The following is a 23,221-nucleotide window of genomic DNA, read 5'->3' as shown; positions in this document are numbered from 1 at the left end:
TTAACTAGCTAACTTTTTACTCATTTCACTAAAAAACACCTCATATGGAGTTTTGTATCCAAGGATTTTTCTAGGTCGATTGTTAAGTCTGTTCTGAATCATAATGATTTCATCCTTTGAGACATTTAAAAAAGTACTTTTCTTAGGTAAATACTGACGAATTAAACCATTTGTGTGTTCATTGAGTCCTCTTTCCCAGGAGTGATATGGATTAGCAAAGTAAAAATCTGTGTTCAGTGCAGCTACTACTTGTTTATGATATGCGAATTCCTTGCCGTTGTCACTTGTAATTGTATGAGTGATCTTTTTCATTGGTGTGAGCATCTCTATAAGCGCTTGGGTTACTACTTCGGCATGTTTAGTTGGTACATTTTTAATGATAGCAAATTTTGATTTTCTGTCAACTACAGTAACTAAAAATCCTTTATGATCTTTACCAACTACAGTGTCAATTTCCCAATCTCCGATGCGAGACTTTTCCTCTACAATCTTTGGTCTCTTATCTATCATGATACGGTCTATAATAGTACCTCTCGCCATATAGTCATTACTTCGCTTATGATACTTCTTGTTTTTGTGTCGGAGATACTGGTAGAGTTTACCACCATTCTTTTTGTTGGTATAAATGTAGCGATAGATAGTCTCATGAACTACTGATACCCCGGTATCGAGTTTCATACGACCTGATATCTGTTCTGGTGACCAGTCCTGTTTCAGCTTCGCTCTGATATATTTCTCGAGAGGTTTCGTGAGTGAGTGTCTCTTTCTTTTTTGCATCTCAGTTTTTGTTGAAATAATCTGAGCTAGTTCTGCATTATAGCCTCTTATATTATCATTATTTCTTCTAAGCTCTCTGCTTATTGTTGATGGGTGCACACCAAGTTCATTTGCAACTTCTTTTTGGTTTAATCCAGCCTTTTGCAAAGCTGAAATATGGTATCGTTTCTCTAGGGTTAATTGTTTATATCTCATGCTACTTCTTATTTTTTGGTTGAAATAGATTAGCAGGTTATCAGTTAACCCTACCTTTCAACTTACTTTTAAAAAATTGCACTTGATATTAGAATTGGCGCTTTCAAAAAAATCAACACAGCTGTCTAGTATTAAATTTTCGTTTCTTTGTCCTTTGCAAGAGAAGCTAAAGAAGTTGTCTGCAGCATATTTTCAATATTTGTCTTGGGTTCAACCCATTGCGAATGCAGGGCACAGGGATTTGACGCGTCACACATTTCAAAACCCAAAATACACCGGTCAAATTCCAACGGTTCACCTATTGCTTCAAGAATATCACATAAAAATATTTGCTCAGAATCCTTTGCCAGGTTAAAACCTCCGTTGCGTCCTTTTGAGGCATGTACCAAACCCTGTTTTTCAAGTTGGGTCATAAGTTTCGTAAGGTATTTATAAGGAAGCTCCAACTCTTTATGCAAAAAAGAGACTGAATGTGCCTTATTTGGGTAACGGTCCAGGTAGGACAAAGCGCGAATAGCATATTCAGTTGTTTTAGAAAAGTGCATAAAATACCTCGAAAAATTGAGTTTATTGATTGTAACTTATAAATCATAACAGATTGCTTTTTAGTTAAACAACAATATACCACTTTAAGGTAGCATATATATAATTCCGCATAAATTAAATTAAGGAATATCCTATGAGCTTATCTCAAGAGACAGTAACAGCTGTTAAAAAAACAATCCCGTCAGTCGGAAAAAATGCCGAAAAAATAACAACACGTATGTATGAAATACTTTTCAGCAAATACCCTGAAACAAAACCTTTGTTTGCAAATGCACAAGGTGATCAGCATAAAAAACTCGCAGGTGCTATTGCAGCTTTTGCCGCAAATATTGACAATCTTGGCGCTTTATCTGCAGCAGTTGAAAAAATGGCAAATACACATGTACTGACAAAAGTAAAGCCGGAACACTATCCTATGGTTGCCGATGCTTTAATCACCGCTATGGGCGATGTTTTAGGTGATGATTTCACTGATGAATACAAACAGGCATGGATCGAAGCATATACATTTTTGGCCAATATTTTAATGCAACGCGAAAAAGAGCTTTACAGCCAACAAAATAGTTAAATTAACCTTAGGTTCAAACCTAGGGTTTTAAAAACTCTTCTACATCATTTACAATTTCATCAATTGCCACAGTCGCTTTTTTATACAGCACTTTTGAATACAATTCATCATTTATTGCACTGCTTTTTTCTAAATTATTGAGTATGGAATATCTGATATTTCCCTGCAAAAAAGCATCTGTATTGATAACATTGCCGCTTGTTCCTATAACAACCAACATTTCACAATCCTGCAGTTCATTGTACAGATCCTGGTATTTCGGAGCCTGTTCTGCAAAAAAGACAATATTCGGGCGTAGTTTATTTGAACATTGAGGACAGTTCTTATATGCTTCACGTAATTTCCTATAGCCTATATTATCTGTAAAACCGCAGCTTTCACACCTGACTTCCGGTAAAAACCCATGCAAATGTAAAACATCTCTGCAGCCTGCACGTTCAAACATATCATCAACATTTTGCGTGATCACGGCTATTTCATTTGGATATTTTTCCTTTATTTTACTTATTTCACTGTGTGCTTTATTTGGTTTTTTATCTTTTATCTCTTCTCTTCGTTTGTCATAAAACCCTATCGTAGCCTCATAATTCCAGTCCAGGCAACCGGCATAACAGATCTCTTCAATTTTGTAATTTTCCCAAAGTCCGCCGCTGTCCCGAAATGTTGAAATTCCACTCTCCGCACTCACTCCTGCGCCGCTGAATATTATTACTTTTGCCATGATTTCCTCCAACCTGTCATTTTATGCCATTGTAATCCATACATCAGAATCACTGCATAACAAATAATGCCTATCAGATAAGACATCTGCATATCCTGTGTCAGTTGTGCCACTTTTCCAAAAACAAGCGGTACAACTGCTCCGCCTGCTATTGCCATAATGAGTAATGCACTTCCTTTGGCTGTGTGCTTGCCCAAATTTTTTAATGCCAAAGGCCAGATTGTCGGCCAGACAAGGGCATTTGCCAGACCGAGCATTGCCACAAAAGCCACGCTGTCAGGAAGGCCCGTTATAATGTGTGACTCAGTCGTAGAGCTAAAGGCCACTCCAAACAAAAAAACAATACCAAACAAGGCAGAAAGAACAAGTGCTTTTTCCTGCGATAAATATTTTGGTATAAAAAAGACACCTGCAAGATAGCCGACAACCATAAATCCCATAGTGTATGCAGTTAAGGCAGTTGCATTGGACATACCCAGACTTTGCCCGTACAGCCCAATCGTATCACCGGCTATAACTTCTATGCCGACATAAAAAAAGAGTGCCAAAGCCCCCAATACAACCCGGGGAAAAGCAAGAATACCTGCCTTATCATACGGATCATCTTCAAACTTCACATCAGGCAATGAGGAGAACCAGACAAAACAACTCAACAAAAAAAGTATCCCTGCCATTGCCATGTAGGGGCTAATGAGCTTATGTGCCAGTTCTTGTGTATTTATACTTTCCAGGTCTACGCCAAAACCGATGTCTGCCAATATAAATGCGGTAAAAAGAAGCGGAGCCAAAACACCTGCACTTTTGTTGATGAGTCCCATTATACTGATACGCATTGCCGCTGATTCTATCGGCCCTACCAAAACCATATAGGGATTTGATGCCGTTTGTAGTATTGTGAGTCCTGTTCCAAGTGTAAAAAGTGCTGCCAGAAAAACCAAAAATTCACCGCTCAGTGCTGCGGGAATAAAAAGCAAAGCACCAAGACTCATGACCAGAAGTCCCAGTGCCATCCCTTTTTTATAGCCTGTTTTTTCCAAAATCACAGCCATTGGCAACGCCATTACAGTGTAAGCAATATAAAAAGCAAAGGTCACAAAGAGCGCTTCAAACTCATTTAAATGACAGATAACTTTCAGATAGGGAATCAGAGAGCCGTTGAGCCAGGTTACAAAACCGAATATAAAAAACAAAACACCTATAATGCTCATTGCCAAAACACTTGACTGTTTATGCATTGCTGATTTCCTGCAGATACTTTGCCACACCGTCCTCATCATTTGTATGTTTTAACACTATGTCAGCACACTCTTTTACCTCTTTTTGAGCATTTGCAACCGCTACGGAAGTCTTTGCAAGCCTAAACATACCTATATCGTTAAAATTATCGCCAAATACTGTTAGCTTTTTCAAATCAAAACCGACCGCTTCACTGACACTCTGTATGCCATGGGATTTATCGGCATCTTTATGCAAAAGTGTCAAAAAATAGCATCCCATATAGGCTTCGGGTGCCAAAATATACTTCAGTTCCTCCCCAAAAACAGCTCTGAGATTTTTTTCCAACTCCCTTAAAAGTGCTTCATCTCCCATATAAACGATTTTAAAATTGTTCTGCATGGCTCGTAAATTTTCAAACACCTGTGTATGGTCATCATTCACATAGCGTTTTATTATTTCACTTTGATAGCTGTTGAGCGTTGTAGAATAAGAAAATGCTTCATTAAGTTCATCATCAACCAAAGAAAGTACAAAAGGATAAATGCCGAGTTTTGTACCCTCTTCTATGATAGTGTCGCCTGCTTCTTTGGTCACAAACTTTGTATCAATGATCTTTTTATCCATTGTCGCTATGAGTGCACCGTCAAGCAGTATCATCGGCGCATTCACATGCACACCTTGTAAAAACTGTGCCGTTTTTTTATAGGTTCTTGCTGTTGCAACAGATAAAATCGATCTGTCTGCATACGAGTTCCATATATTTTTAGTATAATCACTCAAAGACAAATCACTCCGTAAAAATGTGTGATCCAGGTCCGTTATGTAAATATTTTTCATACATATAGTATATCAAAATTGTGAAAATAAATTTGACAAGAACTAAATTTCAATACAGGAAGGCACTAAATGTCGAGTCGTAAAAAAGCAGTAGTCACCGGAGCAAGCAGCGGCATAGGAAAAGCTATAACAAACAGACTGCTAACACTCGGGTTTGAAGTGTTAGGTGTTAGCAGAAGTATACAGGAGAAGGATTTCAGTCATGTAAACTTTCAGGCAGTTACATGTAACCTCGCAGAAGAAAAAGAGACAATAAAACTATGTGAAAAGCTTAAAAAAGAAAATCTCTTTTTACATGTAAACTGCGCAGGTTTCGGCCGTTTTGAACCGCATGAAGAGTTACATGTAAACACTATCACCGCCATGACATTTTTAAACCTTACCGCTCCGATGTTACTCACAAATGCCTCACTGCGTTCTCTCAAAGAAAATGAAGGCTACCTCATCAATATCAACTCCATTGAAGCCTTACGGGCAAGTAAATTTGCAGCCGTTTACTCAGCCACAAAAGCAGGTCTCAAAGCTTTTGGCGATGCCCTTTTCGAAGAAACCAGAAAAAGCAGACTCAGTATAACAAACATAAATCCGGATATGACACAAAGCAACTTTTATGATGAGCTGCGTTTTGATGTCAGTCCAAAAGAAGATGAGAGGCTGATTGCTGCGGATATTGCCGATGCTGTAGAGCATATACTCACCATGCGAAAAGGTGCCGTGGTCACTGAGTATACTCTCAGAAGTTTACATTTTGGAATTGCTAAAAAAGCTAAGAGGTGATGTCAAACTTATTATTTGTCATTGGAGCAGTTGCACCTAAAAAATCTTGATGCTGGCGTAACTTTTTTAAAGTCTCTCCTGTTTCACTTTTCAGTTGCCTTACAACTTTTAATGCCTCTTTTATAAGTAAAGCAGCAGATTTCATCTGCTCTATTGTCTCAAACTTTGGCATTTGTGATACAAGTATATCAATGCGTTGTGCATTTTTTTCTATAATGGCAATCTGCAGTTTAGTATGCCACATCAGTTGTTTCTCTCCATCCTGCAAGCAAACCTTTGAAAACATTACTTACCTCATCAATTTTTGCTGTATTGTTTTCAATATTTGCATAACTTAATAATTGGATCTGATAATTATAAAGTCCGTCCAGATATACAGCAACCTCTCCCTGCGATTTATCCAGCACTGCAATCAGTTCTACAATTACTGAAACGGCACGATTTATCCAATATACTTTTTTCGCATTATCTTCATCCAAAATAGCTTTTTTTGCCTGTGCATTAAAACGTAAAACACCCTCATACATCATTTCTATTAATTTTTCCGGTGATTCTATATTGACATTGTTTTGATTGTAAATATTATAAGCTGCATTACTGTACATCGCAGATTCCTTTTGTTTTTCTTCATTGTTCATTCAATGTATATCGGCAACATTATGAATAACTTGAACATAAATTTATAAAAAAACATTGTCAATTATGCTAAAGTTTTTATCGCTTAAGACGATATAGTTATAATTATTGAAAGAAGGAATTTATTATGGCAGGAAACATCAGTTCACTCGGTATAGGTTCAGGTGTTTTAACAGCAGATGTTATCGACCAACTCAAAGCAGCCGACACGGCAAAAATAATTGACCCTATTGACAGAAAAATTGAAACAAACAATCAAAAACAGCAATCATATGACCTCCTCTCTTCATATATGAATAGCTTTAAGGGAAGTACTTTTGCCCTTAGTAACGATACTCTTTTTGACAATAAAACAGTTGATGTAAGCGGAGCTGCCGAAGTTACGGTTGATGCCGGAGCCAATGTTGACTCTTTTACTCTCGAAACAGTTACATTAGCCAAAAAAGATATTACAAAACTCGGTGCACTAAACAGTAAAACTACGCCCATCGCTTCTGCAGCCGGCGTTTTGAACCTTGATATCAACGGCACGACCTATAACATTAACTATGATGCGACAACAACACTTGAAAGCCTGACACAATCCATAACAGATATTGCAGGAACCCAGATAGATGCCTCCATTTTAGAGACAAGCTCCGGAGCATTCAGTCTTGTACTCTCCTCTAAACTAACTGGCGCAAATCAAGCTATCACGATAACTGACACAGATGACGGAACCAATGGAACAGGTTCACTTGATGCGGCTCTTTTTGACACGACTGTAACAGACGGCTACCAGAAAATACAAAACGCTACAGATGCTGTTTTTAAATTCAACGGAATCACAGCAACACGCTCAACCAATGAAATAAGTGACTTGATTTTAGGTGTAACTATTACGCTCAAAACGGAGGGGGACATTTCCAATGTTACCATCAATCAAGATACTCAAAAAATTGTTGATGAAATGCAAATGTTTGTTGACAACTATAATACCTTAATGACCAACCTTAACGATATGACCATTTTTGACAAAGAGCAGGGAAAGCGGGGAATCTTCCAGGGAGACAGCTTTGTTAACGGGCTAAAAAGAGATATCGCAGGTACTGTAACAAGCCGTTTTAGTTCAGGGTCTCTTATGGACTACGGAATTGATATAGACAGATACGGAGTAATGAGTTTTGACAGTAGTGTTTTGGAGTCAAAACTGCAAACTGATTCCGCAAGTGTTAAAACTTTTTTTGCAGGAGGAACGGACAGCAACGGCAATACCGTAACAGGTTTCTTTACAAATCTCGATGATAAAGTAAAACAATATACCGGGTATGGCGGGCTTCTCCCAAATTTTGACAGTGGACTGACAAAAGATGCCAAAAATTTAGCCGATGCAAAAGAAAAAGCCCAGGCTTCTCTTGATACAAGATATGAAATTATGACCAAAAGATTCACTGCATACGACGGAATAATCAGCAGACTCAACTCCCAGTTTTCATCACTGCAGCAAATCATCTCAGCGCAACTTAACAGTAACAACTAGCCATCTTGCACTTATACGTACAGATATTCTATCTGTGCCAAGGCATAACTTTCTACAGTTCCAATATCCCTGTGATACACTCTGTTTTCATAAGTGTATATCTTTCCCATAAAATGAGGTAAAACATCCAGACTAAAATCTATATTTTTTTTATGCAAACTTTTCAGAAAAGGAAACAGCGTCGGCTCACAGATATAGACAGCACCGTTTGCCAAATTTGAAGGCGGGTTTTCTACTTTTTCAAAAAAATGCTGTACTATTTCTTTTTCATCCAATTCAACTATTCCACAAGATGACGGTGTATCTGTCTTAAATGTCATCATTGTGATCTCACAGATTTTCGGACGCGTTTTGTGTGCGTTGACAAATGCCTGAAAATCACAAAATGACAAGTTGTCGGCATGAATCAAGAAGAATGCCTCCTCATCAAAAAAATTTTGATTTTGCAGCAGTGTTCCTCCTGTATTAAGCAGTTGCTCTTCATGTACAAGCGTTATTTGTTCACAAAAAGAACTCTTCTCCTTCCATGCCAACACCTGTTCGGCAAGATAGGATGTATTTATCAAAAACTCATCAACTCCTGCTGCACTCAAATTCTCAAGCCAGTAATCCAGCAAAGGCTTCCCGTGAACAGGCACCAGACACTTTGGAATAAAATCCGTAACGGGACGCAGCCGTGTACCCAGTCCGCCTGCAAGCAACAAGGCCTTCATTTATTCCAGTTCCTGTAAAAGTTCATCTTTTTGAATGGGAATATTGCCGACCCGGCTTACCTGAATCGCAGAGGCCAAAGAACCCAAATAGGCACTCTGCCAGATATTTGCACCCACAGCCAGTGCCATCGCGCTACATGTAAGCAGAGAATCTCCTGCTCCGCTGACATCACGGACTGCATTTCCCAAAGCGTTTATGTTATCTGTCAATAAATCATCTTCCCAATTGTTATATATTAAAATACCCTCTGCTCCGAGTGTTGTAAAAACATATTTTGCCTGTGCTTTTTTTACCAGTTTGTCCGAAAGCACCACCAAACCCGATTCAAAATCATTTAAAGAGAGTCTGATTTCTCGCTCAGTAGGCGTGACCAGCGTCATATTGTTAAATTTTGAAATATCCCCGACCTGTGAAGAGCTTTGAGAATCAGCGGCCATTAATATACCTGCCTCACGCCCCATTGTTGTAATGGTATCAATAATCTTTTTACTCAGTACACCGTAACTGAAATCTGAAAAAATAATCAAATCCGTACACTCTATATTTTCTTTGACGTCTTGAAGAATTTTTTCCTCTATATCTGTTGCAATACTGTGCTGCTTGAGATGATTGACACGCAGCAGTGTTTTTGTATTGGCACGAAATCTTTGTTTGAGAGTAGTGGGTCTTGTCGTGTCTTTATATAATTTCGCGTCAATATCGAGTTTTTTAAGCCCCTCGTCCAAATAGTTAAAATTTTCATCATCTCCGACAACAGAAACAAACTTTACGTTTGCACCGAGCGTTTTTGCATGACTGGCAACGATGGCGGCGCCTCCTATGAATTTATCGCTTACAAGAGGCGTTACGACGATAGTCGGGTCCTCCTGACTCATCCCCAAAGGCTCACAAATAATGTACTCATCTACAATGGAATCACCTATGACCAAAACATTAAGTTGTGAAAATTTTTCTATAATGGCATTTAAATGCGCCATATCAAAAGAGTGGCGTTGCAAATACGAACTGTTATGTTCTACTTTATAATTGAGTGCAGCGAATTCCTGCTTTAATAAATCTATAGAAGAAAAACCTATCTCTCCGGAGCTAAAAAGAAGTTTGCCGCCATAAGCACTGATAACCTCCAGTTCCGCATTTGATTTATTTGCGAACTCTTTTCCCTTGACAACAATCTCAGGTCTGTTTTGCTTAATGTACTCAAGTGCCGGAACATCCAGAATAAACGCTTCATCCACATAGCTCGTAGCATTGATGGACTCCAGTCTGATATCTTGAGAAATACCTTTTTGGCTGATTTTATCACTGTTGACACCGACAACAAGGTAATCCCCGCTCTCTTTGGCAAATTTCAACAATCTCAAATGCCCGGGGTGCAGTACATTGAAATCACCCGATACAAATACTTTTTTCATAGCCATACTAAATAAAATTGAGATGCTGCGGCAAATCGCCGCTTGGACGTGTCAGCGCATGTTGTCCTTTTTTATAGGCATCAAGCACTTCATTTGTCTTATCCTGCAAACATAATGTTTCGCACATCGAGCAGGCATCAAACTTGTCCGATGCCAAAAAATCCATCACTTCCCAGTATCTCTCACTTTTGAGTATATCTTTAAAACGCACTCCCGGTTCTGTTATATTAGCTATATGGTACTGCTTGTATTTTTCATTGAAAAAGCTCCCGCACGGGGCTATCAGACCTGTTCCGGACATTTGCAGGTGAAAAGGCGTTCCATGACATCTGCTGTAGTTCCTTTTGCCCTTGGAAAGAATTTTGGACCATTTAGCTTTGACGAGATATTCCTCGTCACTGTAGCTCTCTGCTTCTTTTAAGAGATCAACCAGGTCATCATATTTGTCATAATCAACCCCCAGGGTTCCCTCTTCATCGTCACTGCAATGTTTAATAACAAGATAATCAGGTCGCAACTCTTTTCCGAGTTTTGCAAGAGGAATAATCTCATCCGCATCCTGCGGCATCAAGACCATCTGCATCCCGATAGTCACATCAAGATTCATCTCTTTTTTTATCTTCATTGCCATTTTGATGTTTTCGCAGGTTTCATAATACTTCTCAACCGGAACACCCATTATCTCGCTGTAACGTTGTGGTGTTCCCGCACTGAAGTTAAAGCGCAAATATGTCAAAGCCGGCAAAATTTTTCTAAGTACTTCTTCTGTGAGTGTATTTCCATGGGTGGCTATAGCCATATCCAAACCGACTTTTTTGCCATAAACGATGACATCTTCGTATATAGGATTTGCCGTACTTTCCCCGTCACTCACGAGACTGATGGCTTTGACTCCCACCTCGGCACAGTCATCCAAAAAGTTTTTCATAATTTCAAAAGTAATCTTATGCGGTTTGTTTCTTTGCATATTTGCATAACAAAAGACACAGTTATACTGACAAGCCTGTGTCAGTGCCATATCAATGGTGATAGGGACAATTCTTTCCCCTCTTTTCCATTGCTCCAAGCGCTCTTGATGCCATAGTATTTTAGATCCATCTAGTATTAATTCTGACATTTATTCTCCATTTATAAGCATCGTAAATATGTAGGTCCGTCATAGGCAAACATATTTTTTATATCTTCTTGCAGCGTCTCTTGTGTCGGTGCAAATATTTTAAAATTTTTAAATATTTTCATCATGGCTATGTCATCATCATCCATACAATGACTTCTGCCCAAACTAGAAAAATAATTATCGGCACCTACACCGATAAGTTTAACATTCATTTTGTGTTCATTTAAATCATAACGAATCTGCTCATACGCACGCATTACCAAAAAAGGCACCTGAGAATAAACAAGCGGCTTCAATCCTGCCAAATACATTCCCGCACTCATGCTCATGGTTGCCTGCTCGCATATTCCCGTGTTAAAAGTTCGCTCTTTATGATTGTCAAAAAAATCATCCAACACGGCAAATCCCATATCGCCGACCAGCAGGACCATCTTTTCATCATTTTTAAAATAACTATATATTTCTGCCATAACTTCTTTTTTGCCGACTAATTTACTCATCATCACACCCCAAAACATATCCGTCTTGCGTCGGGCATCGAAAATGATGGGCTATAGAATTTTCACAAACCGCTACGCCCTTGCCCTTGAGCGTATCACAAAACACAATGGAGAAGTTGTCATTTTTTGTATGAAAAAAGTTCTCTAAGCTTACATGTAAAGCATCTTCGTTGTGCCCGTCTATTTTTGAGAAATTATCCGTATAACTGTGCAAGACTTTTGCCAGTCTCTCATTATCAAGCCCCACATCTGCCACTCTGTCCATCGCCTGCAGTTCGTTTGCATCGACAATCAAAAGAAGATTGTCAAGTTGGAATCTGTATGCAAGCGCCAAGGCTTCAAAATTGCTTCCCTCCTGCATCTCTCCGTCTCCGACGATACAGACAATCTTGTTTGTTTTGTTTTGCATTTTAAAAGCCTGTGCCATCCCAACGGCTATAGGCAGTCCGTGTCCGAGTGAGCCGGTAGAGGCTTCTATCATATAGTCCAAATTTTGTGTCAAACATCCTTTAATGGATGCTCCCCTGTAAAAATTATCCAGTTCTTCTTTTGGCAAAAAACCAAGCTCGTTTAAGATCACATAGTACGCATAGGCACCATGCCCTTTGGAAAATATGAGCCTGTCACGGCTTTCATCCTGAGCATTTTTTTTGTTATAGTGCAAAAAATCTCTAAAGAGGACACTCAGCATTTCGACGGTACTCAGTGAGGGTGCCAAGTGTCCTGCTCCTGTTTTGCAGGAGAGTTCTATTGTTTTTTTTCTTATCTCTTTTGCATCTAACAAAATTATTTCTCCCCCAGATACAAGAACCACTCTTTAGTCGCTTCTTGAATGCTTTTTTCATCCCAAAGCGGAGCTTCCCGCCAAGAATCTATATTTTCAAGCATTATTTTCACGCCCTCTTCAAAGCTTACTTTTGGTTTCCAGCCTAGCATAGTTTTTATTTTTGAAATGTCCGCATAAGTGCTCTCAGGTTCTCCCGGTCTTTTTGGAATGTAGTGTTTTTCTCCGCCTAAAAGCTCGGCAAGGTAATTAATGCTGTAAGTATTGTCACTGCCTACATTAAAAATCTCTTGACTTATAGGGCTTTTTGCTGCCATGAAACATGCATCGACTATATCACTCACATAGGTAAAATCTCTTGTCTGCTCTCCGTCACCCACTATTGTCAGTGGTTTGTTATTTAATAATTGTGCCAAGAACACCCCAAATACAGCACCGTATGTCCCTCCTGTTCTATGACGCACTCCATAGACATTAAAGAACCTCATCGACACTACGGGCATATTATATAACTGCCCCCAGTGCATGACATACTGTTCGGCTACTGTTTTTGTGTGGGCATACGGGTATTCCGGTTTTATGGGAGTATCTTCGGGTGTCGGATAGACATCGGGAATACCATAGCAGGAGCTTGATGCGGCATAGACAAATTTTTTAAGGTTTTTGCTCTTTTTCGCCGCTTCAAGCACATTGATTGTGCCGTCTACATTGGCTCTGTGGTATTTCACAGGGTTGTTAATTGATGGAACGATATCCGCCAAAGCCGCATAATGAAACACATAATCCACATCTTTAAAATAGCTCTCCAAATCCACTTTGTAATCGCCCAAATCAACTTGAACAAAGTCTATGACACCCTTATGGTGTGCAATATTCTTAAGCCGTCCATTTGCCAGATTATCCAATACCGTTACATGGAAACCCTCTTTGACCAACAAATCAACCATATGCGAGCCGATAAACCCGGCTCCTCCCGTAACTACTGCTTTCATATCATCCCTTATATAAAATTGTCATGTGCTTGCGGATTTTTCAATCTGTCCAGATAGCGATTGACCTCATCCATTCTGCAATTGACTCTGCAATTTTTAATATCCAACTCATTCTGCACAAAATTATACGATTCTCTGCGTTTGTCACTTTCCCAAATTTCACTAAAGCTGTTGTCATAAATATTGCCGTAACAAAAGCGCTCATCCCCAAGGTAAGCACTGCAGCCGAAAACTTTTCCGTCAGCGGCAATGTATCCCCAAAAAAACGGAGTCGCGTGGCAGGTAGAGTAGGAATGCTCTTTTTTCACATATTTTTTCATCGTATTTGCACGAAAAACTATATGAAAATTCTCATCATTAAAGCTTTTTAGTTCCTCTTCAACATCGAGCATTTGAGAGTAGTCTATGTCTTTGTATCTGTCTGTCTCACTGAAATTATGTTGCGAATAGGGTTTTATCACCAAATAGTCAGCCCCGAGCTTTTTGACTTTTTGAGCTAAAATCACCGCTTCATCTCTGTTTTCGGGAAGCAGAAGCATCTGTACGCCAAGCGTACATGTAAGCTTGTTTTGTCTTCTGTACTCCAAAGCATACGCTAAATTATTCATGACCCTTTCAAAATCAAGCTCTTTTGTTTGATGAATTGCGGCATAGCTTTGAGCCGTTCCTGCATTGAGGCTCACTTTTATCCAGGAACAGTTCTCAATGCAACGCTCAATGTTTTTTTTATTGAGCGGAACAAAGTTTGTTGTTATGGAGGTATCGATACCCACTTGTGAGCAGTGTTCTACTATAAGGTCTAAATCTTTAAACAACAGAGGCTCGCCTTCTCCTGCAAACATCACACTTTTCACACCATGGGCTGCCATATCACTCATGCTGTTTTTTAAAACTTCAAAATCTATACCGATATTTTCATAGCCCATATAATCAAGCGCGCAAAATGTACACCGGTGATTGCATCCGCCATACGGTGACACTTCCACATACACAGGGTAGATTTTTTTGAGTCTCTCCCAGTTATCATCTGCTTCAAGCCATCTTGCAACCCGGACAGGATGTAAACTCATTTTATGGGAATCTATTGCATATTTATCTGCCATTTATTTATTATCTTCTATAATTTTTAAAATTTTTTTAGCAAAAGATTTATAAGTATGATTCTACAATAATCGACTAAAATCTTTCTCTGGTATATCGGCAGTAAGTATTTTTTCTAAATCTTGTGTTGTTTTATAGTAACACAAGGCCTCTTCATAAGAGTCCTCATCAGATATTTCTCGGCAATCATATACTATAGGGATAGCCCCACAAGCAGAAGCTTCAAAAGTTCTTTGTTGCAAAGTATATTGCTGATGTGGAGCAAAAGCAAAAGTAGCACTGTTATATACATTTGCTATCTCTTTCCCATATTTGAGTGAACCTTTATAATAGGGTGTTAGTTCTTCGTATACATCCCATCCATGTCCATATATTTCTATTTTATAATCACTGTTAATTTTACATAATTTCAACAGTCCAATATCTCTTACGATATAAGGAATCAGTCTAGTACTCACAAAATTCACATTTAATTCATATTTTTCAGATATTAAAGCAGTTAGTTCATCAGTAAAACTATCACCCTCTAAAAATATTTTTTCAAGCTCTTTTACTGCTAATTTTATATTTTCTTTATATGGAATACTTTTTAAATATGAACTTCCTATAAAAACTATTTTTTTCTCTCTCTTTATCTCTGGATTATTTTTGTAAATTTTCTTATTAATGCAAAATCCCTGTCTTTCAAAAGGTATTCCTTTTCTTTTTAACATCTCATCAAATATAGGAAGTAAAGAGAAAACAAAATCTCTCTTGCGTATTTGTACTTGTTTTCCATCCATTAAAAATGGCATAGGATCTTGAAACCATACAAAATTAAATACATCATCAGCTATCTGCCATGTATTCATAGCATTTAAATTAATTGTTACATGAGGATTAAACAAAAAAATATTTTTCGAACAATTCATATCTTCGGTACCCTTTTGCAAGTCAAAAAACACACTGTAACCCATACTTTCCAAGGTTTCAGCAATTGCTTTTGCTACATATTGCAATACTTGTGAATTATTATGCGCTGTTAGATAAAAGCGCCAAGGTTCGTTAAAATTTAATTTTCTGTTTTTAAGTGCTTTTACATATTCTTCATTTAGTATTTTTCTTATACTGTTTGTTTGTGTTAATAGAGACTGAAAACTATCTTCAATCTCCTCTTTTACCTCATCAGAAATATCTAAATTGGTAAAATCAATTTTAGTAGGAAGTCGATGAACTCCCTTAGATAAAGTATCTACAAAACTCTCAAAAGGAAGATGAATTAGATTCTCAAAGTCTGTCTCAATTTTTTCACCTGCATAATAACATACTTGTAGTGCAGACAAATTTTGTCTGTTTTGTTGTGAAGCAATGCGTATTGCTTCTTCGAAATCCAAAAAATATGTATCTTCAAACACTTATTAACCCTTCTTTTCAAATTAATTTAGATAAGATTATCGAATAATTACTTATAAGGATATTTACAATGAAAAAATTTGCTAAAAAATATATTAAGCATCTCATATCTGTACTTCAAAGTAGTGACTTAGAAGCAATTGAAAAAATTGTCACTTTGCTTGATAAAACAAAGGGAACAATATATATCATTGGAAATGGGGGAAGTGCTGCCACAGCTTCACATATGATAAATGATTTAGGAGTAGGACTCAAAAGAAGAAATATAAAAAGTTTTGATGTAGAAAGTCTCAGTGATAATACTCCTGTTTGTACAGCACTTGCCAATGATATTGGGTATAAAAATATATTTTATATGCAACTCAAAGATAGAATAAAAAAAGAAGATATCCTCATTGCCATTTCCTGTAGCGGCAACTCAAAAAACATAACAAAAGCTGTCAAGTATGCAAAAAAAGAGGGTGCTACTATTATTGGGCTCACAGGTTTTGATGGCGGAAAATTAAAAAAACTCTCAGACATCAATTTCCATGTAGCAACAAAGAAAGGAGCATATGGCATAGTGGAAGATATGCACAGTATTATAAACTATATAATCTATAGCTATTATATTGACTTAGAAAGTAAATAATTGGCTATTTCAAGATCTAATTTCGTGTCGATATCAATTGATTTTTTTTGATCCATCACATAAGCATAAATATTATCTTTTAAAAAAAAACTTTTTTTTTCTAAAAGTTTCGCGACTTTTATAATATAAATTGAGCCGTTTAGCCTATAATATGTTTCTAAATCCTGACTTCTTTTATTCAAAATTTCTTTATGTAAAAAAGTCGCCATACTTTTATCTTTTGGCAGAGTATTAGACCAAAGTGGTGAGTGTTCCATTTCACATACACTTATAACTGCATCTGCATTTTTAGTATGCAAGAACTCTATTGCTTTGTCAATATCTTCACTTTTTCTCAAAGGGCTTGTTGGTTGCAACAAAATAATATATGTATATTGTTTTTCAAAATTTTTTATCAGATGTTCAACAACCTCAAAAGTTGTAGCTGTATCAGTAGCGAGTTTTACAGGGCGTTTCATGATTGAAGCATTTTGTTCTTTCGCAATATTAAGAACCTCATCATCATCACTTGAAACAACAACTTCGTCAATATATTTGCTTTGTTTGGCAGCTTCTATACTCCACGAAATTAATGGTTTACCTGCCAAATCCAGAACGTTTTTACGAGGTAACCTCTTGGAACCGCCTCTTGCAGGAATTATGGCTAAAAAAGTTTTATCATATAACATTAGAATATCTCACTGTACTCATTTTGAGCCTGTTCAAAATCACTCATCCGTCCAATATCAAGCCAATACTCATGAATAGGAAAGGATATAGTTTTGAGTTCATTTTTTATAATATCTTCAAAAAGTGTCGGCATATCATAAAACTCATTTTTTGGAATATATTCAAAGACCTGAGGAGAAAGAACATAAATACCGGCATTGACAAAAAACTTGTGCACAGGCTTTTCCTCTATAGATATTATTTTGCTTCCCTCAGTCTGTATCACCCCGTAAGGCACCTGATAGTCATACTCTCTCACACACATCGTACCCACAGAATTCTCAAACGAGTGATAGTCCAAAAGATGCTCAAAGTTTACATTGGTCAGTAAATCTGCATTCATAACAAAAAAAGGCTCTTGCGGACGTTCTTTTATCAGCGAAAGTGCTCCAGCTGTACCTAATCGTTTATCCTCTTGAATATAATTAATATTGACACCAAGTGTACTTCCATCGCCAAAATACTTTTTAATCATATCTGCTTTGTAATTGACACTGATGGTAATGTTAACAAAACCGTATTTTGCAAAGTTTTCTATAATTGTCTCTAAAATAGGCTTGTTTCCAACTTTTAAGAGGGGCTTGGGTACATCCTGCGTGAGTGGTCTCAGTCTTGTTCCAAGTCCTCCTGCCATTAAAACAACTCTGTTTTTTTTCGCATTTGTTTTGAGCAGTTTTGCCAAATCTTCAATCTTGACAAGTTTTCCTTCATCATCAACAATAGGAATCTGATAAATCTGCTTACGAATCGCTTTTTGGATAATAAGTTCTTTGGAATCATTTATATTTGCAAGCGTTGGTTCCTTAAAGTAAAGATTTTCAATACTAGAGTCCAAAGAGAGTCCATTTAAAAGCCCACGGCGGATATCTCCATCAGTAAGCGTTCCTACAACTTTTTCATTTTCCCCAAGTACTATGGCAATACGCATAGCACCTTTGTCTATCACTTTGAGTGCTTCTTGGATAGTTGAATTTTTATGTAACAAAATCTCTTTATATGTACTCATAACATACCTCCTACATCATAAAATTTTTTCTCTAAAATATGTTCAAGTTCTACTGTTTTTAGGCACTCTTTTATCTTTTTACTCGGTTCTTTGCCCTCATAAGGGTTCTTAACTCTTTTGAGACTCTCTAAAAAAGAGGGATCATAAATCTTCTCAAGACCTTGTCTAATGGCATTAGCCTCTATATCTACAGTTATAATACTCTTTGCCTGAATCCGCCCCTCTTGTCTCTCTCCAATATTGAGTGTTGGAATTTTAAAACTTGGAACCTCTAAAATTCCACTTGAACTATTGCCAACCACCCCATCAACAAACTCCAAGGCAGAAAAATAACGAAGCTGTCCAAGAGATGCAAAAACAATGCTGTTTTTATGACTCTTTACATACGCATCTATCATTACATTAATGATCTGTCCGCCCTCATCAGCATTTGCTTTGGTAAAGATGATTTTTGTCTCTTTTAAACTCTCTAAAGCTTCTAAAAGTGTACTAAATTGCTCTTTTGGAATTTTCTCTGAGAGTGTTTGAGGATGATAGGTTACAAGTAGATTTTTTTTGCCAAGTTTGAAGCCAATACTTTTTTCAAACTCTTGTTTATTTAAAAGCTGCAAAGTCTTTATGCTTTGTACCCCTAAACTACCAACATTAAACACTCTTCTTGGCTCTTCTCCCATTTGTATAATTCTTTTGGCGTATACCTCTGTTGATGTAAAGTGTAGATGTGAGAGTTTGGTAATGGCATGGCGGATGGCATCATCAATTGCCCCTTGTGTAAGCTCTCCACCATGAATATGGGCTAGAGGAATATGCAACATTAAACAAGCAGTAGCAACACTCAGCATCTCATAACGATCTCCCAAAATAACCATTATATCAGGGCAAAGTTGTACCAAAACTTCTGTTATATCTTTTTGTAGTTGTGCCATTGCCAAAGATAGACACTCCCCGCTCTCACAAGATAAATCCATTGAAATCTTTGCATCAATATCAAATTCTTGCTCTATCTCTTTGTAGGTGTTACCAAAGTTTTCCTCTAAATGTGTACCAGTTACTATAAGCTGTAGTTGCAGAGTATCATCATTCTCGATCTCTTTAAGCAGTGGTTTCAAGAGTCCATATTCTGCACGAGTTGCAGTGACTACAGCTATTTTTCGTTTCATATCATCTCATCTTTTGCATAATCTTTTTGTGCAACAGTTCCAATGACTGTATCCCACTTCATAGGGCTTATTCCTTTGGCAGGGCGTTTTGTTGTGAGATTTCTTTCGCTGAATATCTCTCCTTTTTTAATATCTCTTGCTGCTACGATGGATTTTCTTGCAACCTCTATGTTTGGTGTTTCACTTTTGCTTGGTTTTTTTTCACCGCTTCCAAGTGCTGTTTCAATATTTCTTATAGCTGTGACCATGGCTTTGAGTTCATTTGGCTCCAACGAAGCTTTATGGTCAGGTCCCTCCATACTCTTATCAAGGGTAAAGTGCTTTTCTATTACACTCGCTCCCATTGCCACAGCGGCAATATCCACCTCAATTCCAAGTGTATGGTCACTATAGCCATATGCCACATCAAACCTTTTACCAATTATTGGCATTGCTCTTAAATTTACATCCTCCATTGGGGTTGGATACATTGTATTTGCATGTAGTACCGTAATCTTTTGCTTTGGTGTACCTGCTTTTGTTAAAACATTTAAAGCATCCTCTATTTCTCGCATACTTGCCATACCGCTAGAGAGAATTACCTCTTTTGAGAGTTTGCCAATCTGGCGTAAATATGGTAGATTTGTAATCTCTCCGCTTGGTATTTTAAATATTTTCAATCCCAAATCATTAAGCATCTCTATGCTTTCATTATCAAAAGGGGTGGAGAGAAACATAATATTTTTACTTTTTGCATAATTAATGAGTTGATGGTGTGCGTCTACATCCAGTTCAAGTTTTTTAAGCATATTGTACTGAGAGTCATCTGTCTCTTGCATATTTTCTTGTTGATACTGTGCTTTTTTTGCATCACGACTGACAAGCTTTTCTGCCTTAAAAGTTTGAAATTTTATAGCATCAGCACCGGCACTGCTCGCTACATCGATGAGTTTTTTTGCCAACTCCAAAGAACCGTTGTGATTGACTCCCGCTTCTGCGATGATAAAAACATTCATTTCACAACACTCCCCATTTTGACAAATCCCTCTACTCTATAACCCTGTTTCACAACAGCGCCACTCCCTATAAAACTATGTTCTTTTACATGTACATCACCATTAAGAAGTGCATTTGTACTTACATGTACATGATTTTCTATGGTACAGTCATGCTCAAGAAGTGCTTTGGAATTGATGATGCAATTTTCACCCACACGCACCCCCGCGTTGATAAGTGTATGGTGCATCACAACAGTACCAGCTTCTATTTTTGCGTGTTTGGATACATAGGCAAAAGGGGAGATAATAATGGGAATGGTAAAGCCTAAATTTTTGAGTTTTTCAAAAAGTTTGATGCGTACGGTGTTTGACTTGATGTGTCCAACAGTGACAAAAGCGTATTCATATTGCTCGCGCAACTTCTCTAATTCGTCATCTGTACCGATAAGCTTATACCCTAAAACACTCTTGGACTCACCTACATACTTCTCAATAATACCTGCAATTTTAAAATGACCTTCAGCCTCAATAACATCGATAACAGACTTACAATGCCCACCACCACCGAGTAAAATTATCTCTTTTTTCATAGCACACTACTTGGTATATTGATAATGCGTTCACTCAAAAATTTTGAGTTTTGAAGTCCATCATTTTGACAATTTTGAAACATCTCTAATTCACTCATCAATCTCCAAATCGGCCGGCTCATCACACCATTTTCATTGAGATACTTAAGATATGTATCCCTTTGCTTTTTATCTTTTAATATTATGGCATTGAGCCAGTAGTTACTTTTTGCATCTTTTGGTTCTTTAATAAAATCTATATCGTCAAACTGCTTAAAAAACTGCATATATTCTTGACTTAAAAACCGTTTATTTTGTAAAAATGTTTCAAGTTGTTCCATCTGTGCAACTAAAAGGGCTGCATTAAGGTTTGGCAGACGGTAGTTATAGGCGATGGTGTTGTGTTCGTATTCATAAGGGTGAGGGAGTTTTGCTGTGGTTGTGAGATGTTTAGCTCTTTTTGCAAGTTCTTCATCATCGGTGATGATGACACCGCCTCCGCCACTTGTAATGATTTTGTTGCCATTGAAACTAAACACAGCACTTTTTCCAAAAGTTCCTGTGTGTCTACCTTTGTAAAAACTCCCCAAAGACTCCGCAGCATCTTCTATGAGTGTAAGGTGCCACGCCTTACAAATCTCTGCGATTGTATCAATTTTGCAAGGATGCCCAAAGGTGTGCATCGGTACGACAGCTTTGATAGTTTTGTTTGTAGCAGTATTGAGGCAGACACCATTTTGAACTTCGCAGTTCTTCTTTAAAAATGACTCCAAAGCATCAGGGCTCATCCCCAAGGTATCAAGCCCAACATCTACAAAAACAGGCTCTGCTTGGCAATATTTTATGGCATTACATGTAGCGACAAAAGTGAGGGCCTGGGTGATCACTTCATCTCCCGCTTTGACATCAGCAAGAAGGAGACTTACATGTAAAGCACTTGTGCCATTGACTGTAGCTATGGCGTATTTGCTTCCCACATAAGAGGCAAACTCCTCTTCAAATCTATTAACAAACTTTCCGACAGATGAGACAAAAGTAGAGTCGATACATTCATTTAGATATTTTTTTTCATTCCCTCGAAATCGTGGTTCATGCAGGGGGATGAAATCTGTTGTATTGTAGAGGTTCTGAATAAAGTTTACAATTTTTTGCATCACATTTTTCCGTCTAAATATTTCTGCTTATCTTCATACTCAAAGTTTGGGAGAAGTTTAAAAAACTCTGCAACTATCTCCTCTTTACTCCATTGCAGATTTTTTTTAAAATCTTCAATCTTTTGGCTGAATGCATTGAGTGCATTCTCATCAAAATCAAGCTTGTTTTTGATGATGCCAATATTTTCATAGCTCTCTACATCCAACACTTCATTTTCAGTAAAAAACTCTTCAAAATCTTTCTCCCCTGTGGTATCACTTTTTGTAAAAAGGCAAGGCCATTTTCCCTCTTCTGGAAGTGTTTTTGCCAGAGTTCTTGCTTCCTCTTCACTTTTGCAGATGTAAGGCTCATATCCCTTTACATATAAGTATTTTACAGCAATATCTGCAAAAGAAACAAGGTGTAGCGATTCTGAGAGTTTTGGGAAGAAAATATCACGATTTTCCCCAAAGACAGCACTCATCAGGCATAACTCACCACTCTCTTTCGGTGTGACAAAGTAGCGTTTTATATCATCCGGCGCTACAAGGGGTTGCTGTTTTTCAAGACGCATATTAAAAGAGTGCAAAAGAGAACCATCACTAAAAGCAACATTGGCAAAACGTGCCATAGAGACATTGATTTGTTGTGATTTTCTATGCACATACATCTCCATAATTCGCTTGCTCGCCCCCATCATATTGACAGGATTTGCAGCTTTATCAGTTGAAACACAGAAGTATTTTTTTACTCCGTGTTCAATAGAATGTTGTAAAGTTTTGTCAGTATTGAAAATATTGGTTTCAATCATCCGCATTAAAGTAAAGGAATCTTTTTCACTGCGTACATGTTTGAGTGCTGAAAGATTGAGTACATAGTCATATTTTCCATCCTGTGCAATAAAAGCATCGTACTCAATTGAACCGATATCGAGTGCGTAAGTCGCAAATTCTCCTTCTATATAACCAAATGAGCTTCTAATGTCACGAACCAATTCAGTCAAATTATTTTCCGAAATATCAACAACGTGCAGCTTTTTTGGATTACGAGAAAAAATTTCTTTTACAACAGCACTCCCAATACTTCCTGCTCCGCCAAGCACCAAAAATTTCGCATCACTTACAATTTTGTCTAAGTCATTTTTGTATGTTTGTATGTCATCATCAAATAATGCTTTTTCCCTGCCTATTAGTTTTAAAATATCCATACGTATCAATTAGCAACTTTCAT

The 23,221-nt window shown here is 37.6% G+C and carries 26 protein-coding genes; 4 read left to right on the top strand and 22 right to left on the bottom strand.

Features of this window, described 5'->3' with window-relative positions; genetic code table 11:
* Together MLC52_RS00850 and MLC52_RS00845 are read right to left on the bottom strand one after the other, a co-directional pair.
* Positions 1 to 972 carry an IS30 family transposase gene (locus MLC52_RS00850; RefSeq protein WP_434580847.1) on the bottom strand — a complete coding sequence of 324 codons (972 nt, stop codon included), beginning with the start codon at positions 970 to 972 and terminating at the stop codon, positions 1 to 3.
* Positions 973 to 1,103: 131 nt separating this feature from the next.
* Positions 1,104 to 1,517: an RrF2 family transcriptional regulator gene (locus MLC52_RS00845; RefSeq protein WP_151901302.1), complete on the bottom strand. Its 414-nt coding sequence runs from the start codon at positions 1,515 to 1,517 to the stop codon at positions 1,104 to 1,106.
* Between the two features lie 134 nt (positions 1,518 to 1,651).
* Here MLC52_RS00845 and MLC52_RS00840 point away from each other — a divergent pair, with 134 nt between their 5' ends.
* On the top strand, positions 1,652 to 2,086 hold the full coding sequence (locus MLC52_RS00840; RefSeq protein ID WP_151901303.1) for a globin domain-containing protein: 435 nt from the start codon (positions 1,652 to 1,654) through the stop codon (positions 2,084 to 2,086).
* A 19-nt stretch (positions 2,087 to 2,105) separates the two neighbouring features.
* Here the strand turns inward: MLC52_RS00840 and MLC52_RS00835 are convergent, their stop codons facing one another.
* Genes MLC52_RS00835 through MLC52_RS00825 form a run of 3 tightly spaced genes read right to left on the bottom strand, consistent with a single transcriptional unit; the run spans position 2,106 to position 4,862 of the window.
* Positions 2,106 to 2,807, bottom strand: coding sequence for an SIR2 family NAD-dependent protein deacylase (locus MLC52_RS00835; RefSeq protein ID WP_434580845.1), 702 nt, complete (start codon positions 2,805 to 2,807; stop codon positions 2,106 to 2,108).
* On the bottom strand, positions 2,795 to 4,042 hold the full coding sequence (locus MLC52_RS00830; RefSeq protein WP_434580843.1) for a sugar MFS transporter: 1,248 nt from the start codon (positions 4,040 to 4,042) through the stop codon (positions 2,795 to 2,797). The genes MLC52_RS00835 and MLC52_RS00830 overlap by 13 nt, the downstream gene beginning before the upstream one ends.
* Complete coding sequence (locus MLC52_RS00825) at positions 4,035 to 4,862, bottom strand: HAD-IIB family hydrolase (protein ID WP_434580841.1); 828 nt, start codon at positions 4,860 to 4,862, stop codon at positions 4,035 to 4,037. Before MLC52_RS00825 ends, MLC52_RS00830 begins: the two co-directional genes overlap by 8 nt.
* Positions 4,863 to 4,931: 69 nt before the next feature.
* On the opposite strand from MLC52_RS00825, the gene MLC52_RS00820 reads away from it, so the two are divergent.
* The gene (locus MLC52_RS00820; protein ID WP_151901306.1) at positions 4,932 to 5,639 is read left to right on the top strand and encodes an SDR family oxidoreductase; all 708 of its coding nucleotides are present in this window, start codon (positions 4,932 to 4,934) and stop codon (positions 5,637 to 5,639) included.
* Here MLC52_RS00820 and MLC52_RS00815 read toward each other — a convergent pair.
* Together MLC52_RS00815 and fliS are read right to left on the bottom strand one after the other, a co-directional pair.
* Positions 5,629 to 5,883 carry a hypothetical protein gene (locus tag MLC52_RS00815; protein ID WP_151901307.1) on the bottom strand — a complete coding sequence of 85 codons (255 nt, stop codon included), beginning with the start codon at positions 5,881 to 5,883 and terminating at the stop codon, positions 5,629 to 5,631. The two genes, MLC52_RS00820 and MLC52_RS00815, sit on opposite strands and share 11 nt — an antisense overlap.
* Complete coding sequence (gene fliS, locus MLC52_RS00810; RefSeq protein ID WP_151901308.1) at positions 5,870 to 6,244, bottom strand: flagellar export chaperone FliS; 375 nt, start codon at positions 6,242 to 6,244, stop codon at positions 5,870 to 5,872. The genes MLC52_RS00815 and fliS overlap by 14 nt, the downstream gene beginning before the upstream one ends.
* A gap of 158 nt (positions 6,245 to 6,402) precedes the next feature.
* Between fliS and fliD the strand changes: the two genes are divergently transcribed.
* Complete coding sequence (gene fliD, locus MLC52_RS00805; RefSeq protein ID WP_434580839.1) at positions 6,403 to 7,794, top strand: flagellar filament capping protein FliD; 1,392 nt, start codon at positions 6,403 to 6,405, stop codon at positions 7,792 to 7,794.
* Positions 7,795 to 7,805: 11 nt separating this feature from the next.
* On the opposite strand, the gene MLC52_RS00800 is transcribed toward fliD, so the two are convergent.
* Genes MLC52_RS00800 through MLC52_RS00765 form a run of 8 tightly spaced genes read right to left on the bottom strand, consistent with a single transcriptional unit; the run spans position 7,806 to position 15,808 of the window.
* Positions 7,806 to 8,507 (bottom strand): nucleotidyltransferase family protein, encoded by a 702-nt coding sequence (locus MLC52_RS00800; protein ID WP_346389156.1) that lies wholly within the window; start codon positions 8,505 to 8,507, stop codon positions 7,806 to 7,808.
* A complete protein-coding gene (locus MLC52_RS00795; protein WP_434580838.1) occupies positions 8,508 to 9,920 on the bottom strand; it encodes a PfkB family carbohydrate kinase in 1,413 nt (470 codons plus the stop codon). It lies immediately after the preceding gene.
* A 7-nt stretch (positions 9,921 to 9,927) separates the two neighbouring features.
* Positions 9,928 to 11,037 carry a radical SAM/SPASM domain-containing protein gene (locus MLC52_RS00790; protein WP_434580837.1) on the bottom strand — a complete coding sequence of 370 codons (1,110 nt, stop codon included), beginning with the start codon at positions 11,035 to 11,037 and terminating at the stop codon, positions 9,928 to 9,930.
* A gap of 11 nt (positions 11,038 to 11,048) precedes the next feature.
* Entirely contained in the window at positions 11,049 to 11,537 is a 489-nt protein-coding gene (locus MLC52_RS00785) for a transketolase (RefSeq protein ID WP_346389153.1), read from the bottom strand.
* Positions 11,530 to 12,321, bottom strand: coding sequence for a transketolase (locus MLC52_RS00780; protein ID WP_434580835.1), 792 nt, complete (start codon positions 12,319 to 12,321; stop codon positions 11,530 to 11,532). Before MLC52_RS00780 ends, MLC52_RS00785 begins: the two co-directional genes overlap by 8 nt.
* 2 nt (positions 12,322 to 12,323) lie before the next feature.
* The gene (locus MLC52_RS00775) at positions 12,324 to 13,313 is read right to left on the bottom strand and encodes an SDR family oxidoreductase (protein WP_434580833.1); all 990 of its coding nucleotides are present in this window, start codon (positions 13,311 to 13,313) and stop codon (positions 12,324 to 12,326) included.
* An 8-nt stretch (positions 13,314 to 13,321) separates the two neighbouring features.
* Positions 13,322 to 14,416: a radical SAM protein gene (locus tag MLC52_RS00770; protein WP_434580832.1), complete on the bottom strand. Its 1,095-nt coding sequence runs from the start codon at positions 14,414 to 14,416 to the stop codon at positions 13,322 to 13,324.
* Positions 14,417 to 14,476: 60 nt separating this feature from the next.
* On the bottom strand, positions 14,477 to 15,808 hold the full coding sequence (locus MLC52_RS00765) for a glycosyltransferase family protein (protein WP_434580830.1): 1,332 nt from the start codon (positions 15,806 to 15,808) through the stop codon (positions 14,477 to 14,479).
* 68 nt (positions 15,809 to 15,876) lie between these two features.
* Here MLC52_RS00765 and MLC52_RS00760 point away from each other — a divergent pair, with 68 nt between their 5' ends.
* A complete protein-coding gene (locus tag MLC52_RS00760) occupies positions 15,877 to 16,437 on the top strand; it encodes an SIS domain-containing protein (RefSeq protein WP_434580828.1) in 561 nt (186 codons plus the stop codon).
* On the opposite strand, the gene MLC52_RS00755 is transcribed toward MLC52_RS00760, so the two are convergent.
* The 7 genes from MLC52_RS00755 to MLC52_RS00725 are packed head-to-tail and all read right to left on the bottom strand — an operon-like array spanning position 16,413 to position 23,198.
* Positions 16,413 to 17,105, bottom strand: coding sequence for an acylneuraminate cytidylyltransferase family protein (locus MLC52_RS00755; RefSeq protein ID WP_346389147.1), 693 nt, complete (start codon positions 17,103 to 17,105; stop codon positions 16,413 to 16,415). The two genes, MLC52_RS00760 and MLC52_RS00755, sit on opposite strands and share 25 nt — an antisense overlap.
* Positions 17,105 to 18,151, bottom strand: a complete 1,047-nt coding sequence (locus tag MLC52_RS00750; protein WP_434580826.1) for a nucleotidyltransferase family protein — start codon at positions 18,149 to 18,151, stop codon at positions 17,105 to 17,107. Before MLC52_RS00750 ends, MLC52_RS00755 begins: the two co-directional genes overlap by 1 nt.
* Positions 18,148 to 19,311: a UDP-N-acetylglucosamine 2-epimerase gene (neuC, locus tag MLC52_RS00745; protein ID WP_434580825.1), complete on the bottom strand. Its 1,164-nt coding sequence runs from the start codon at positions 19,309 to 19,311 to the stop codon at positions 18,148 to 18,150. The genes MLC52_RS00750 and neuC overlap by 4 nt, the downstream gene beginning before the upstream one ends.
* Positions 19,308 to 20,306 (bottom strand): N-acetylneuraminate synthase, encoded by a 999-nt coding sequence (neuB, locus tag MLC52_RS00740; protein ID WP_434580824.1) that lies wholly within the window; start codon positions 20,304 to 20,306, stop codon positions 19,308 to 19,310. Before neuB ends, neuC begins: the two co-directional genes overlap by 4 nt.
* Positions 20,303 to 20,878, bottom strand: coding sequence for an acetyltransferase (locus MLC52_RS00735; RefSeq protein ID WP_346389143.1), 576 nt, complete (start codon positions 20,876 to 20,878; stop codon positions 20,303 to 20,305). The genes neuB and MLC52_RS00735 overlap by 4 nt, the downstream gene beginning before the upstream one ends.
* Positions 20,875 to 22,011, bottom strand: a complete 1,137-nt coding sequence (locus tag MLC52_RS00730) for a LegC family aminotransferase (RefSeq protein ID WP_346389142.1) — start codon at positions 22,009 to 22,011, stop codon at positions 20,875 to 20,877. The genes MLC52_RS00735 and MLC52_RS00730 overlap by 4 nt, the downstream gene beginning before the upstream one ends.
* Positions 22,011 to 23,198 (bottom strand): UDP-N-acetylglucosamine 4,6-dehydratase, encoded by a 1,188-nt coding sequence (locus MLC52_RS00725; protein WP_434580822.1) that lies wholly within the window; start codon positions 23,196 to 23,198, stop codon positions 22,011 to 22,013. The genes MLC52_RS00730 and MLC52_RS00725 overlap by 1 nt, the downstream gene beginning before the upstream one ends.
* Positions 23,199 to 23,221: the final 23 nt, after the last annotated feature.

Origin of the sequence: Sulfurimonas sp. NW15 (assembly GCF_051132285.1) — a bacterium.
Lineage (GTDB): Bacteria > Campylobacterota > Campylobacteria > Campylobacterales > Sulfurimonadaceae > Sulfurimonas > Sulfurimonas hydrogeniphila.
The sequence above is the reverse complement of the archived record's forward strand: the minus strand, read 5'-3'. Positions and strand labels throughout refer to the sequence as shown.